Origin of the sequence: Acinetobacter kookii (assembly GCF_900096895.1) — a bacterium.
In the GTDB taxonomy this organism is placed as follows: Bacteria; Pseudomonadota; Gammaproteobacteria; order Pseudomonadales; family Moraxellaceae; genus Acinetobacter; species Acinetobacter kookii.
On the sequence record NZ_FMYO01000001.1, the window covers coordinates 630,236 to 643,540 of the forward strand.

Consider the following 13,305-nt stretch of genomic DNA (forward strand, 5'->3'; position numbering starts at 1 on the left):
ACCCTTTTTAAGCGCATACAGACGCTCATCAGCTTCGGGCACATTTACGCCATCGCTTGACTCTTCAAGCCATAAAAATGAATAAATGAAGAAATCCAGCCATAAAAAAACGCCCCCGAGCTGAGCAGAAAAGCATTGCTTTCACTGCTTGCACAAGAGCGTTTTTTGAAACTGATTTCGAGAATTAGATTTTAGAAACCAATTCTGGAACTACAGTGTTCAAGTCACCAACTAACCAGTAGTCAGCTACTGCGTTAATTGGCGCTTCTTCATCTTTGTTGATCGCAACGATCACTTTAGACTCTTTCATACCCGCCAAATGCTGGATGGCACCAGAAATACCGACAGCGATGTATAGCTCAGGCGCAACGATTTTACCCGTTTGACCAACCTGCATGTCGTTTGGAACGAAACCAGCGTCAACCGCAGCACGTGAAGCACCTTGAGCAGCGCCAAGCTTGTCCGCCAATGGATCCAGGATCTTGTGATAGTTTTCACCAGAACCCACACCACGACCACCAGAAACCACAATGCGTGCAGCGGTTAATTCTGGGCGTTCAGATTTCACAATTTCTTCTGAAACGAATTTAGAGATACCCGCATCGCCAGTAGACACAGCGGCTTCAACACTAGCAGAACCACCATCGCTTGCTACAGCATCAAATGCAGTACCACGAACAGTTGCAACAACAACTGCTTCGCCAGATTCTACAGTGGCAATTGCGTTACCTGCATAGATTGGACGTTTAAACGTTTTAGGACCTTCAACCGCGATAATGTCAGTGATCATGCTGACATCTAAAAGCGCAGCTGCACGTGGCAGAATGTTTTTACCTGTTGTGGTAGAAGCAGCAAGGATATGGCTATAGCCTTTGCCCAATTCAGCAACAAGTTTAGCCACATTTTCAGCCAACTGGTTTGCATAAGCAGCGTCGTCTGCAAGCAATACTTTGCTTACACCCGCAACTTTAGCTGCCTGGTCAGCAACGGCTTGCGCGTTCGAGCCAGCTACCAATACAGTGATATCACCACCGATTTTTTGCGCCGCAGCAACAACGTTTAAAGTAGCAGCGTTTAATGCTTTGTTGTCGTGCTCAGCGATAACTAAAATACTCATGATTTTTATCCTTCTGTATTAGATCACTTTCGCTTCATTTTTCAATTTTTCTACAAGCTCGTCTACAGACTTCACTTGTACGCCCGCTTTACGCTCAGCAGGAGCTTCAACTTTCACTGTTTTCAGTTTAGTTGTCGCAGTAACACCGAAATCTGCTGGAGATTTGGTATCAAGCGGTTTTTTACGCGCTTTCATGATGTTTGGCAGAGCCGCATAACGTGGTTCGTTCAAACGCAAGTCAGTCGTAATAATTGCTGGAAGTGCAAGCTCAACAGTTTGTAAACCACCGTCAATTTCACGAGTCACTTGTACTTTGTCGCCTTCAACTTTCACTTCTGATGCGAATGTACCTTGACCTGCACCAAGTAAAGCGCCAAGCATCTGACCCACCTGGTTAGAGTCGTCATCAATAGCTTGCTTACCTAGAAGGATGAGTTGTGGCTGTTCAGCATCAACAACACCTTTCAGGATTTTAGCAACTTCCAAAGCACCGAGCTGGCTGTCGTCAGCTTCAACCAGGATACCGCGGTCAGCGCCAAGTGCCATAGAAGAACGGATTTGTTCTTGCGCCTCTTTAGGACCAATAGAAACAACAACGATTTCTGAAACAGTTCCTTTTTCTTTTAAACGAACCGCTTCTTCCACCGCGATTTCACAAAATGGGTTAATTGACATTTTAACGTTTGTTAAGTCAACACCACTGTTGTCCGGTTTAACGCGAACTTTAACGTTGGCATCAACCACACGTTTTACAGCAACAAGAGCCTTCATGTAATCCTCGGCTGTTTTAGCAAATGTAAATGTTGAGAAAAGTTATAATAACTCTTCACTTAAATTTTTTTAGGTGCCCTATCTTGCAATGTGTACGGCATTTCGGTCAAGTCACAATTATCGAAACAGCTGTAAAAATGCATCATTTTCCTTGAACTTGGCGTTCATATTTTTTTCACACACTTTTATTAAGATGAAATTCCTGAATATTTATTTATTTTTTAAGCATTGATTTTTAGTATTTTTTTATCTGATTAACTTCATCAAAAGTTCTGATTTAATACATATTTTCGATGAGTTTCTGGCGGGTCTGGCGCATATGGCTGACAAAATAGCCAAATTAATACCTTGTCATTTAAGACAGCTTACCCAAATTTTTTTAGCCCGTTTGCCCTAAAATTGAGCGCTTTTTTAAGTTAAAGATGTAACAAATTACTTTTTAAAAATAAATACCCTGTCCTACAGGGAAGCATGCCGACAACATGCTTCCCTGACATTTATCAGTTCATGATCAGCCAGGTTGCAGCCAGCATGAGCAAGCCGCCTGAAGCGCCATCAATCCATTTCTGCTTACGCTCATCAATATCGGCTTTTTGGGTCACTTTGGCAAAGACTATGCTCAAACTGCCATACACCACAAAGATAAGTCCAATAAAGATCAAGGACAGGATTAAACCCTGGTTCACCGTATTCCCGGCCTTATCAATAAACTGCGGTAAAATTGCAAAATAGATCAGCATGCCTTTGGGATTCAAGAGTGCAGTAAAAAAACCTTTTTTGATCGGACTGGACGACAATTTTTTCTCGATCGTGATTTTATTTTGACTGAACACGGACTTGATCAGGCTAAAAGCCAGAAATAAGAGATAAGCGATCCCGAGCCAGCGAATGCTTTCAAATAATACCGGGAACGAGACAACAATGGCTGCAATACCCAAAGCCACCAACACAGAATGGACTAAATAGCCCAGGCAAATCCCTACAGTGGCCAGCATGCCTGCTTTTGCATCTTTACCCATCACTTGTGACAGGATAAACAGCATATCTGGCCCAGGGGTGAAAATAAGCGGGATAACCGTTAAAGCGAACAGTGCAAATACAGACATTTCCTTTTCCCTTTCCATGCCTTGAAAGTGAAAATTAGTATCGAATAAATAGTACAAAATAGGATTTCAAATATTCTATAATTATGATTATTTTTCGAATTATATTCTAATTTATGAAACTATCTTCCAAGTCTGTTTCAGTAAAGCTGGATCGTATTGATAAAAATATCATTCAAGCCTTGCAAAATAATGGCCGTATGCAAAATAACGATCTGGCCCGTGAAATAGGGCTGTCGCCATCTTCCTGCCTGCGTCGGGTAAAATTACTAGAAGAAGCAGGCGTGATTCAGAGCTACACCACTGTGGTCGATCCGCAAAAAATTGGCTTGCAGCTGATTCTGTTTTCACGAATCTGGTTAACCGGACAGGACGCCGAAACCATTGATACCTTCATTGAAGCCATGAAGGAGCTTCCTCAGGTTATGGAGTGTTATATTATTTTGGGAGAATGCGATGCCATGCTGAAAGTGGTCGTGCCCGATCTGGAAAGTTACCGTAAATTTCAGTCGGCGCATCTCACCAAGAAAAACGGCATCACCAGTGTAAAAACCGATTTACCCAGTCAGATTATTAAGCAGAGTTTCCAATTACCGCTTGATAACCTTTAGGCACGCTCATCATTTTTCAGCATGCTGAAAATTGCCGTGCACATAAATCTGTTATTGCTTAGATAGAAAGTTGAAGTGGAGCAGCAAGAACTTGCTTCGCTTTGCGCTTGATCATCTTATAAAACTTTAGGGCTACATTCATGATATCGCATGAAATCAGGTAGCCCTTGATCAAGTCTGCAAATTAAAAGGCTGCTTATACAGGCTGGCTTTGCAAAAAGTCACGATGGATGTGGCTTAAATCAATCAAATCGTAAGCTTGAAGATTAAATATTTCCCAGACTGCTAAAAAGTCTTCTTTTAAATCCACATTTGAGGTTGCAATGGGACGTTCCTGCCATTGCAGGTCTGAAATCCACAGATAGGTCTGGTGAGTCACATCATTAATCGCCTGTACCTTACCTTCTGAATTGATCCCTTGTACATGCGCACCTGCAGGTAAAACCGGTTCGATGTTAGGCAAACTAATTTCTACAAAATGTTTCACTTGACGAAGTCCATAACCTGCAAAAATTTCTTTTTGCGCAGCCGTTAACTGGTCATACTTCTCTAAAATTCCCGCAATCATTGATTCGCCTGTCATTTTCCTTTCCAATATTTAACCGACCAGCAGTGCAAACATAAATCATTCCTATCACTATATATGATTCATGCAATTCACTGTATGGTTAGAGGTGATTCTTATACCTTATAAATTGACTTTTTATTATCCGACAATAGTTCAAAATGTCATCTTTATGGACTGATATTTTTGCATATGCTCATTTAACTTTAATGAACTCCTTGGACTGCCACTAAAGAATTATGCAAAGTCTAAGCCAGCTTGGTTCAAATTTTAACATTGTTACGACTTTTTAAGTTACGACTTTTTAACCTGCGCTCGCGGATGCGCCTGATCATACACCTGAGCCAAATGATCAAAATCGACATGGGTATAAATTTGCGTGGTGGTCAAATTGCTATGTCCCAGCATTTCCTGTACTGCACGCAAATCCCGACTGTTGGACAGCATATGACTGGCAAAGCAATGCCGCAACAAATGTGGGTGCAAATCGACATTTACCCCGGCACGCAGGGCTTGCAGTTTCACCCGGTTTTCAATTTGCCGTGCACCCAGCGGACTGCCCTTCTGGGTAATAAATACATTCGCATCCGGGACAAAATCACCGTGCCATAAGGGATAGACTTGCAGCCACTTCATCACCGCATCTCGAGCCTTGCTACCAAAAGGCACCACCCGGGTTTTATTGCCCTTACCGGTAATACGTAACAGCTGACGGTTAAAATCGATATCTTTAATCCGCAAACCTTGCACTTCAGCCAAACGCAAGCCACTGGAATACAACAATTCTAAAATAGCTTTATCCCGTAGCCACATTTGCTGTTCAATGGGTTTTTCAGGGGCGGGCTGATCCAGAATCTGGTTCACGGTTTCAATGTCAACCATCCCCGGAAGTGGTCTGGGAATACGTTTTAACTGAAAATCGTCCGCAGGGTTAAACGCCAGATACTGCCCCTGCTCGGCCCATTTCATAAATTGGCGTATGGACGAAAGCATGCGCTGCAAACTGCTGGAGCTGAGCTGCTGCTGTTCCACTTTATAGGCCAAATATTCACGCAGATCTGTAGTTTCGATATTGGCCAGATCCAGTTTTTTGGTTTCACAAAAGTTTAAAAAATCCGAAACATCACGCTCATAGGCGTGCAAGGTATGTCTGGACTGATTTTGAATTTCCCGTTCTTTTAGCCAGATGGATAATAATTGCGTTGCATCCATTAATATAAACCTTCCTACACCAATCCACCTTTCTCAATATTACATCTATCTATATTTTATATCTAAAAAATCAATCATTTAAAATTCATTTTATAAGATAAATTCTGATCAGCTTTTGCTAATATCAAATCACTTACCAAAAAAACATGACATAAAAACGATTTCATAGCGAGTATAAAATGCATTCATTTGAAAAAATTGCAGCATCTTTTAATTTGAACAGCCTACAGGCCGAAGAACTCACCAATGAATTAAAGGAGTTACAAAAGCGCTTTAATCCAGATAATATCCAAGCCTTTTATCCTGAATTTGAAAAAATTGCCTCAAGCTTTGGCATTCATGATGATCAAATGGAAGCATTTGTAGAACTACTATACGCTGATCCAAAATTTAGTAATCTTGTGACTTTTATTATCCCAAGTTTTTATAGCATTGGTGGTGACCGTATGCAATTTGAAGCAACCTATGAACAAATGATGTGTGATTTACATGAAGAATTAGATCAGTAGAAAAAATGAAAGCCTATCTCTTGGATAGGCTTTCATTCCTCTTTAAAACTTTAATATTTATCCTTGGTAATAACTCAAATCAATACGCCCCTGATAGACGTTTGCAGTTGGACCCGTCATCCACACCACATCGCCTTCGCGCCATTCAATTTGCAGTTTGCCACCAGCCAACTCGATTTCAACATTATTAGCCAATAAACCACGGCGCATACCTGAAACCGCAGCGGCACAGGCACCCGTACCACAGGCTAAAGTTTCACCGACACCACGTTCAAACACACGCAAACGTGCATGTTTTTCATCAATAATTTGCATAAAGCCGGCATTGACACGTTGCGGGAAACGCTCATGCGATTCCACTTGCGGTCCTAGACGTGCCACATCTGCGGTAATCACATCGGGAACGATGGTCACTGCATGCGGATTACCCATGTTCACCACATCAATCGTCAACTTTTCATTGTCAGCCAGTTCAATGTCATACAGGCTTTCCGGCTCATCTGCCAAAAACGGAATTTCATTGGGCAGGAATTTAGGATAACCCATGTTCACCCGCACCCAGCCATTTGCACCGAGTTCAGGCTCGACAATACCGGCTTTGGTCTGCACCTTGATTTTAGTTTTGGTGGTGAGCTGACGTTCATGCACAAAGCGGGCAAAACAGCGCACACCATTACCGCATTGTTCCACTTCCGAACCGTCGGCATTGAAAATGCGGTATTTAAAATCGACATTGGGTAAGTCTGGTGGCTCAACAATCAGCAACTGGTCGAAACCGATGCCAAAGTGGCGGTCTGCCAAACGCTGAATGGTGACAGTATCCAGGTAGGCACGCTGGCTGATCAGGTCAACCACCATGAAGTCATTGCCCAGACCATGCATTTTGGTAAATTCTAAAAACATCTCAGATATCTCCATTATGGCAATAAGCGTTCACGTTCCCACAAAGACTCAATGCTTTCACGCTCACGAATCAAATGTGCCTGATCACCATCCACCATCACTTCAGCAGCACGACCACGGCTGTTGTAGTTCGAGCTCATCACGAAACCGTAAGCACCCGCACCCAATACGGCCAGTACATCATTTTCCTTGAGTGCCAGCTTGCGCTCTTTACCCAGAAAATCGCCGGTTTCGCAAATTGCACCCACCACATCCCACTCTTTCGCTTCCACGTCAGTACGCGGAGTCACTTCCTGAATATCCATCCAGGCTTCGTATAAAGCAGGGCGAATCAGATCATTCATCGCCGCATCAATAATCGCAAAGTTACGGTGATTGGTCGGTTTGAGCAAATCGACTTTGGTCAGCAACACGCCGGCATTGGCAGAGATACTGCGGCCCGGTTCCATATACACTTTTAGACCGAGTTTTTCTAAACCTGGACGCAAGGCATTGGCATATTCTTCTACAGATGGAGGCGTTTCATCTTTATAGGTCACGCCCAAACCGCCACCAATGTCGATGTGTTTCAGATTGATGCCCATCTCTTTTAGCTTGTCGATCATCACAATGACACGATCCAAGGCATCCACAAAAGGCTGGGTTTCAGTCAGCTGCGAACCGATGTGGCAGTCAATCCCTACAACGTCCAGGTTTGGTAATGACGCCGCATATTGATAGGTTTCAAATACGGCATCGGAAGGAATACCGAATTTGTTTTCTTTTAAACCGGTGGAAATGTAGGGATGAGTTTTGGCATCGACATCCGGGTTTACACGCAAGGAAATCGGGGCTTTTTTACCTAAGCTTGCCGCCACTTTCTGAATGCGGTCCAGCTCGGCATAAGACTCGACATTAAAACAGGCAATACCGACTTCTAACGCTTTTTGGATATCCGCTTCAGATTTGCCCAAGCCCGAGAACACAATTTTAGAAGCATCACCACCGGCTTTCAGCACACGGGCAAGCTCACCACCGGTGACAATATCAAAGCCCGCGCCACGCTTGGCCAGTACATTCAACACCGCAAGGTTAGAGTTAGACTTTACCGCAAAACAAATTTGATGGTCGATAAAGCTAAAAGCACGATCCATATCTAAATAATGCTTTTCAAAAGTTGCTTTTGAATAAACATAAAGTGGCGTGCCAAATTGCTGCGCAAGCTGTTGTAGAGAACATTGCTCGGCATGCAAAACCCCATTGATGCGGGTAAAACTCATGAATGTATCCTTTCGATGACGCGTTTAGATATTGAAAATTAATTCGTTACAGCAGATGAAGCGGGAAGCTCTGGTGCTACTGGAGCGGCTTCTTGCTTGTTTGAGGATTGCTGGTTTGAATCTACATTGGGATATAACAAATATTTTGCACGTTTGTCGTAATTCGGATCACTCGGCAGCTGCAAAGCTCCGGACTGACCACAACCGACTAAAGCAAAACCTGTCGCCAATACACTGATGCAGCAAATGACAAGACGCATCTGACCACCTATTTCATATTTTCGAAGAAGTATAACCTGATCATGGGACATGACCAAAGCACTAAACGCTAGAGATTATAGTGAGATAAAAAAAAACGCCAGTTTCAAACTGGCGTTTTCATTTTTTAGCCTGATTATTTATGTTTCGGTTTGTAGAAACCCAAATAGCCAATAATCAGGATAATGAACCAGATCGGGCTAACCATCAGCGCTTTCATGGTGTCCGCTTCCAAAGACAACACATAAATCATGCCAATAAAGAAGATGATCACCACCCAGCAGGTAAACAATCCACCAGGAAGTTTAAATGTTGATTTGGCATGCAATTCTGGACGTGTTTTGTAGTACACGATGTAGCTCCAGATAATCATTAACCAGACACAGATAAACAGGATGGTTGAAAGCGTGGTTGCTAAAGTGAACGCTTCAACCGTATTCGGTACAAAGTACTGAAGTGCAGCGCCGAGGAGCAAACACACCGCAGAGAAATACAGCGCATTGGCAGGCACAGCACGTTTATTCAAATGACCGAAGGCTTTAGGGCCCTGCTCTTCACGTGACAGACCAAACAGCATACGGCTGGTCGAGAACACCCCGCTGTTCATAGAGGACATGACTGAAGACAACACCACCAGGTTCATGATAATCGCTGCAGCAGCAATACCGGCCTGGCTAAACAGGTTGACGAATGGACTGATGTTCGGATCGATCTTGTTCCATGGCGTAACGGACATGACAATGACCAGTGCCAGCACATAGAAAATGATGATACGAATCGGAATCGAGTTGACCGCTTTAGGCAGGTTGCGTTCAGGATCTTTGGTTTCTGCCGCAGTTGTACCGACCAGTTCCACACCAACGAAGGCAAAGATGGCAATCTGGAAACCAGCCAGGAAGCCGGTCACGCCTGTCGGGAATAAACCGCCATGTGACCAGAGATGAGTAAAGGAAGCAACTTGACCTGTGGTAGAAGTGAATCCGGTAAAGATCATCCACAAACCAACAGCAATCAGCACCACAATGGCAATAATCTTGATTAGAGCAAACCAGAACTCTAATTCACCAAACAATTTAACGGTAACCAGATTCAGCCCCATAATAAAGACAATGGCGGCAATACTGATCATGACCCCTTCGCCAGGCGTAAACGGCAGCCCTCCGTTAAAGAATTGCAGGTAATAAATAATGGCCGACAAGTCAGCAATACCAATGGTGATCCAGCACAGCCAATAGGTCCAGCCGACAAAATAGCCCGCCCAAGGACCGATCAGGTCCGTGGAAAAATCAATAAAAGACTTGTATTTCAGGTTAGACAGTAGCAATTCGCCAAGCGCACGCATGACCAGAAAAACCATAAAACCGATAATCATATAAATGATCAGAATGGATGGTCCGGCCAGGCTGATGGTTTTACCCGAACCCATGAACAAACCTGTACCAATTGCCCCGCCAATCGCAATAAGCTGCAAATGCCGATTCGACAAACTCCGCTGCAGTTCACCACCTTCATTTGGTGAACTATGATTCTCGTTTGACATTGTTATTTTCGTCTCTTAATTTCGTGTGATAAAAGTAGCTCAAATTAAAAAAAATAAATAAAGTTTTTTGAGCGTTTGTTAAATATTTTTCAAGCTTGACTGTGTTTTTGTCGCTTTTTCACGCAATTTCGGTCCATTTTGTATTCCTTTTCTGTATTTTCCTTCAAGTTAGCAGTTTACGTGCCAAGATAAAGTTTGGCGAGAATTTATGCAAAAAATTGTATTTCCATACGGCTATTGCTACATTCTTCACCCATCCTCTGATTTATATAGATACCACTCAAATGAGCAAAGTCAAAACTGTTTACCGTTGCGAACAATGTGGAACTGACCATCCGAAATGGGCGGGACAATGTTCAGAATGTGGTGAATGGAACAGCCTGCTCGAAGTCACTCTTGCACCCGCAACAACACACCGGGCACAGCCGAAAATGGGCGGCGGCTATGCAGGCCAGGCAGCAACAATTACCACCCTGAATAAAGTTTCTGTTTCACATGAAACACGCTTGGCGACAGGAATAGGTGAGTTTGACCGTGTTTTAGGCGGTGGTCTAGTCACCGGTTCAGTGGTTCTGATTGGGGGTGATCCCGGAATTGGAAAATCCACCATCCTCTTACAAACAGCGACGCATATGGCAGCTGCCCAGAGTTCTGCACTCTATGTGACCGGTGAGGAATCACTGTCGCAAGTCGCTTTGCGCGCCCATCGCCTGGAGCTGCCAACTGAACATCTTAAAGTCATGGCAGAAACCTGTGTGGAACGCATCTGTGAAGTGCTTGCACAAGAACGCCCTGCCGTGGCCATTCTGGATTCGATTCAAACCTTATATACCGAAACCTTGCAGTCTGCACCGGGTGGCGTTTCGCAAATTCGTGAATCGGCTGCCTTACTGACCCGTTTTGCCAAAAATAGTGGCACGGCGCTGTTCATTGTGGGTCATGTGACCAAAGAAGGCGCATTGGCAGGGCCGCGTGTACTGGAACACATGGTCGATTGCGTATTGTATTTTGAAGGACAATCCGACTCACGTTACCGGATGATCCGTGCCGTGAAAAACCGTTTCGGGGCAGTCAATGAACTGGGGGTGTTTGGCATGACCGATAAAGGCCTGCGTGAAGTGGCTAACCCGTCCGCCATCTTCTTGAGCCGTTATGATGAAGCCATTCCCGGTTCGATTGTGATGATCAGCCGCGAAGGCACCCGTCCACTGTTGGTCGAAGTACAGGCACTGGTGGATGATGCGCATGGACAACCGCGTCGTGTGGCGCTTGGTCTGGAACAGAACCGCCTGAACATGCTGCTGGCTGTCATGCACCGTCACGGCGGGGTGCAAACCTCGGGGCAGGATGTCTATGTCAACGTTGTTGGCGGTTTAAAGATTACCGAAACCGGTTCGGATTTGGCCGTTTTACTGGCCTGTGCATCCAGCTTACGAGGTAAAGCTCTGCCACAACAACTGGCGGTATTTGGCGAAGTAGGCTTATCGGGCGAAATCCGTCCGGTGCCAAATGGTCAGGAACGCTTAAAAGAAGCCATTAAGCATGGTTTTAAATACATTATTTTGCCGCGTGGCAATGCGCCACAAAAACCAGTCCCGAATGTACAGATCATTTCAGTGGCACGTTTGCATGAAGCCTTGACGGAAGCGATGAACTTGAGTGAAGAGCTGGCTTAAGCGTAAACACATGAAAGGTTATGTAAAAAAATCACCAATTTGATATTGAAATTCGGTACAAATGCCTGCATAACTATAAGGCTCTAATTTACTTTTTTTTATTTAGGAAAAAATCGATGGAAGTTCGACAGCGTGGTTTGATGGCCGGTATTTTAATGGCAGCTATGGTGGTTGCACCAATGGCCGAAGCAAAACGTGCAGGTGGCGGTAAAAGCCATGGCATGAGCCGTTCTGCTGCCCCAACCCAGTCTTACCAACAACCGCGTCAAGCTACTCCTGTTCAACAACCTGTTGCCCCTACCCAGCAAAAATCGGGTTCAGGTGTAGGTAAAATGGTTGCTGCTGGTGTTGCTGGTGCTGCAGTTGGTGCGGTAGCGGCAAATGCTTTAGCAGATGACAAAGCTGCAAGTGAAGCACAAACGCAGCAAGAGGAAGAAAAAGGCGGCATTCCGGGCTGGATCTGGATTCTTCTGGCAGCAGCAGTCGCTTTCTTCTTGTTCCGTAAATTCGGAGCAAAAAAAAAATTAGCCAATAACCCTTATGCACCAAACAATGCGGGTAACACAGCACCGTTTGGTCAGCAAACTGCAGCACCACGTACTTCAAATGACAGCACCAACATTTTTGGTCAGTCTGTAGGTGGTTCTGCAGGTGCAGCAACTCAAGCGCCTTTTGGTGCTGCTTCAACACAAAGCGGCAACCAGCTGCCAGACGGCACTGAACCTGCTGCTTTCCTGCGCGTAGCCCGTCAGCGCTTCAACCATATTCAGTCTATGAATACAGCAAGCAATATTGCTGAAATTCAGCGTTATTTAACGCCGGACCTGTATCAGTCCATGTATAACGACATTATGGCCAATCAAGACCAGGACGTTGCCGAGTTCTCTAACCTGAATGCTATGGTGGTCGATTCTGCAACTGAAAATGGTCAGTACATTGTCAGCGTACGTTTCACGGGTACAGTAAGCGAAGACTTAAACAGCTTGCCACAACCATTTACTGAAATCTGGCACTTTGTAAAACCTGCCGGTTCTAATCAGGACTGGTTAGTTGCTGGTATTCAGCAAGAAAGCTAAGTGCTGGTGAACACCCTCTGTGCTAAATGCACTGACATGAGTGGATGTTTTTAGTCACGATACTGTAAAAGCCAATCTTCGGATTGGCTTTTTTATTTCATTCCTTTTAGGCTATAACAAAAGTTTTTGGATATAGGTATGTCTAACCGAATTTCTCCTCCTGCCTCGCTGATGAATTTAGCCATTACAGGAAATGCAAAAGCGCAATTTGAACTGGCTGAGCTGTATATGCAAAGCGAGCATGATGATGACATTATTCTTGCCGAAGAATGGGCGCTAAAAGCTGCAGAAAATGGCAATGTTGAAGCCATGTACTGGCTGGGTGAAGGTTATACGGTTTATGCCAAAGATCTGGCTGAAGAAGACCCGGAAGAATCTAAAGCCCATTTTGAACTTGGCTATTACTGGCTGAGCAAAGCCAATATGCAAAAGCACCCTGCTGCGACCTTAGAATTGGCGAGTTATTTCCGCCGTGGTGATGTGATTGAAAAAGATGTGGCCAAGTCCGTATCTTTGGTCAAACAGGCTGCTGAATGGGGTGAAGTTCAAGCCATGCGTGATTTGGCCTTTATCTATGAAAATGGTCTAGGCATAGAAATAGATGAAGAAAAAGCGGATTTCTGGACTGAAAAAGCACAAGCAGCTGAAAAATAAATTGAAAAAGCCCATTATTTTATGGGCTTTTGTTTTATACATTTTTTAAAT

Annotated in this window: 14 protein-coding genes; 5 read left to right on the forward strand and 9 right to left on the reverse strand. The window is 44.2% G+C overall.

Annotated features, from left to right (window positions below; translation table 11 throughout):
* Positions 1-184: 184 nt before the first annotated feature.
* The 3 genes from BLP85_RS03070 to BLP85_RS03080 form a co-directional block, all read right to left on the reverse strand.
* On the reverse strand, positions 185-1,117 hold the full coding sequence (locus BLP85_RS03070) for an electron transfer flavoprotein subunit alpha/FixB family protein (protein ID WP_092818664.1): 933 nt from the start codon (positions 1,115-1,117) through the stop codon (positions 185-187).
* An 18-nt stretch (positions 1,118-1,135) separates the two neighbouring features.
* Positions 1,136-1,888 carry an electron transfer flavoprotein subunit beta/FixA family protein gene (locus tag BLP85_RS03075; RefSeq protein ID WP_092818665.1) on the reverse strand — a complete coding sequence of 251 codons (753 nt, stop codon included), beginning with the start codon at positions 1,886-1,888 and terminating at the stop codon, positions 1,136-1,138.
* Positions 1,889-2,388: 500 nt separating this feature from the next.
* Positions 2,389-2,994 carry a LysE family translocator gene (locus BLP85_RS03080; protein ID WP_092818666.1) on the reverse strand — a complete coding sequence of 202 codons (606 nt, stop codon included), beginning with the start codon at positions 2,992-2,994 and terminating at the stop codon, positions 2,389-2,391.
* A 113-nt stretch (positions 2,995-3,107) separates the two neighbouring features.
* Here BLP85_RS03080 and BLP85_RS03085 point away from each other — a divergent pair, with 113 nt between their 5' ends.
* Complete coding sequence (locus BLP85_RS03085) at positions 3,108-3,602, forward strand: Lrp/AsnC family transcriptional regulator (RefSeq protein WP_092818667.1); 495 nt, start codon at positions 3,108-3,110, stop codon at positions 3,600-3,602.
* Between the two features lie 196 nt (positions 3,603-3,798).
* Here BLP85_RS03085 and BLP85_RS03090 read toward each other — a convergent pair whose 3' ends face one another.
* Positions 3,799-4,185, reverse strand: a complete 387-nt coding sequence (locus BLP85_RS03090; RefSeq protein WP_228143239.1) for a hypothetical protein — start codon at positions 4,183-4,185, stop codon at positions 3,799-3,801.
* A gap of 276 nt (positions 4,186-4,461) precedes the next feature.
* A complete protein-coding gene (gene xerA, locus BLP85_RS03095; RefSeq protein ID WP_171259640.1) occupies positions 4,462-5,355 on the reverse strand; it encodes a site-specific tyrosine recombinase/integron integrase in 894 nt (297 codons plus the stop codon).
* 203 nt (positions 5,356-5,558) lie between these two features.
* Between xerA and BLP85_RS03100 the strand changes: the two genes are divergently transcribed.
* Positions 5,559-5,888 (forward strand): hypothetical protein, encoded by a 330-nt coding sequence (locus BLP85_RS03100; protein ID WP_092818669.1) that lies wholly within the window; start codon positions 5,559-5,561, stop codon positions 5,886-5,888.
* A gap of 57 nt (positions 5,889-5,945) precedes the next feature.
* On the opposite strand, the gene dapF is transcribed toward BLP85_RS03100, so the two are convergent.
* The 4 genes from dapF to BLP85_RS03120 all read right to left on the reverse strand — a co-directional run bounded on the left by dapF (position 5,946) and on the right by BLP85_RS03120 (position 9,848).
* The gene (gene dapF / locus BLP85_RS03105; RefSeq protein WP_092818670.1) at positions 5,946-6,791 is read right to left on the reverse strand and encodes a diaminopimelate epimerase; all 846 of its coding nucleotides are present in this window, start codon (positions 6,789-6,791) and stop codon (positions 5,946-5,948) included.
* Positions 6,792-6,805: 14 nt separating this feature from the next.
* Entirely contained in the window at positions 6,806-8,050 is a 1,245-nt protein-coding gene (gene lysA, locus BLP85_RS03110) for a diaminopimelate decarboxylase (RefSeq protein WP_092818671.1), read from the reverse strand.
* Between the two features lie 38 nt (positions 8,051-8,088).
* Positions 8,089-8,310 carry an LPS translocon maturation chaperone LptM gene (gene lptM, locus BLP85_RS03115; RefSeq protein ID WP_092818672.1) on the reverse strand — a complete coding sequence of 74 codons (222 nt, stop codon included), beginning with the start codon at positions 8,308-8,310 and terminating at the stop codon, positions 8,089-8,091.
* A 134-nt stretch (positions 8,311-8,444) separates the two neighbouring features.
* The gene (locus BLP85_RS03120; protein ID WP_092818673.1) at positions 8,445-9,848 is read right to left on the reverse strand and encodes an amino acid permease; all 1,404 of its coding nucleotides are present in this window, start codon (positions 9,846-9,848) and stop codon (positions 8,445-8,447) included.
* A gap of 284 nt (positions 9,849-10,132) precedes the next feature.
* On the opposite strand from BLP85_RS03120, the gene radA reads away from it, so the two are divergent.
* The 3 genes from radA (at position 10,133) to BLP85_RS03135 (ending at position 13,254) form a co-directional block, all read left to right on the forward strand.
* Positions 10,133-11,524, forward strand: coding sequence for a DNA repair protein RadA (gene radA / locus BLP85_RS03125; RefSeq protein ID WP_092818674.1), 1,392 nt, complete (start codon positions 10,133-10,135; stop codon positions 11,522-11,524).
* Positions 11,525-11,640: 116 nt separating this feature from the next.
* On the forward strand, positions 11,641-12,600 hold the full coding sequence (locus tag BLP85_RS03130) for a Tim44 domain-containing protein (RefSeq protein WP_092818675.1): 960 nt from the start codon (positions 11,641-11,643) through the stop codon (positions 12,598-12,600).
* Positions 12,601-12,738: 138 nt separating this feature from the next.
* The gene (locus BLP85_RS03135) at positions 12,739-13,254 is read left to right on the forward strand and encodes a tetratricopeptide repeat protein (RefSeq protein ID WP_092818676.1); all 516 of its coding nucleotides are present in this window, start codon (positions 12,739-12,741) and stop codon (positions 13,252-13,254) included.
* Positions 13,255-13,305 lie beyond the last annotated feature (51 nt).

Coding starts and splice junctions, on each gene's coding strand:
- BLP85_RS03070 (WP_092818664.1), bottom strand. CDS start 1,117: ATGAGTATTTTAGTTATCGCTGAGCACGACAACAAAGCATTAAACGCT.
- BLP85_RS03075 (WP_092818665.1), bottom strand. CDS start 1,888: ATGAAGGCTCTTGTTGCTGTAAAACGTGTGGTTGATGCCAACGTTAAA.
- BLP85_RS03080 (WP_092818666.1), bottom strand. CDS start 2,994: ATGTCTGTATTTGCACTGTTCGCTTTAACGGTTATCCCGCTTATTTTC.
- BLP85_RS03085 (WP_092818667.1), top strand. CDS start 3,108: ATGAAACTATCTTCCAAGTCTGTTTCAGTAAAGCTGGATCGTATTGAT.
- BLP85_RS03090 (WP_228143239.1), bottom strand. CDS start 4,185: ATGACAGGCGAATCAATGATTGCGGGAATTTTAGAGAAGTATGACCAG.
- BLP85_RS03100 (WP_092818669.1), top strand. CDS start 5,559: ATGCATTCATTTGAAAAAATTGCAGCATCTTTTAATTTGAACAGCCTA.
- dapF (WP_092818670.1), bottom strand. CDS start 6,791: ATGTTTTTAGAATTTACCAAAATGCATGGTCTGGGCAATGACTTCATG.
- lysA (WP_092818671.1), bottom strand. CDS start 8,050: ATGAGTTTTACCCGCATCAATGGGGTTTTGCATGCCGAGCAATGTTCT.
- lptM (WP_092818672.1), bottom strand. CDS start 8,310: ATGCGTCTTGTCATTTGCTGCATCAGTGTATTGGCGACAGGTTTTGCT.
- BLP85_RS03120 (WP_092818673.1), bottom strand. CDS start 9,848: ATGTCAAACGAGAATCATAGTTCACCAAATGAAGGTGGTGAACTGCAG.
- radA (WP_092818674.1), top strand. CDS start 10,133: ATGAGCAAAGTCAAAACTGTTTACCGTTGCGAACAATGTGGAACTGAC.
- BLP85_RS03130 (WP_092818675.1), top strand. CDS start 11,641: ATGGAAGTTCGACAGCGTGGTTTGATGGCCGGTATTTTAATGGCAGCT.
- BLP85_RS03135 (WP_092818676.1), top strand. CDS start 12,739: ATGTCTAACCGAATTTCTCCTCCTGCCTCGCTGATGAATTTAGCCATT.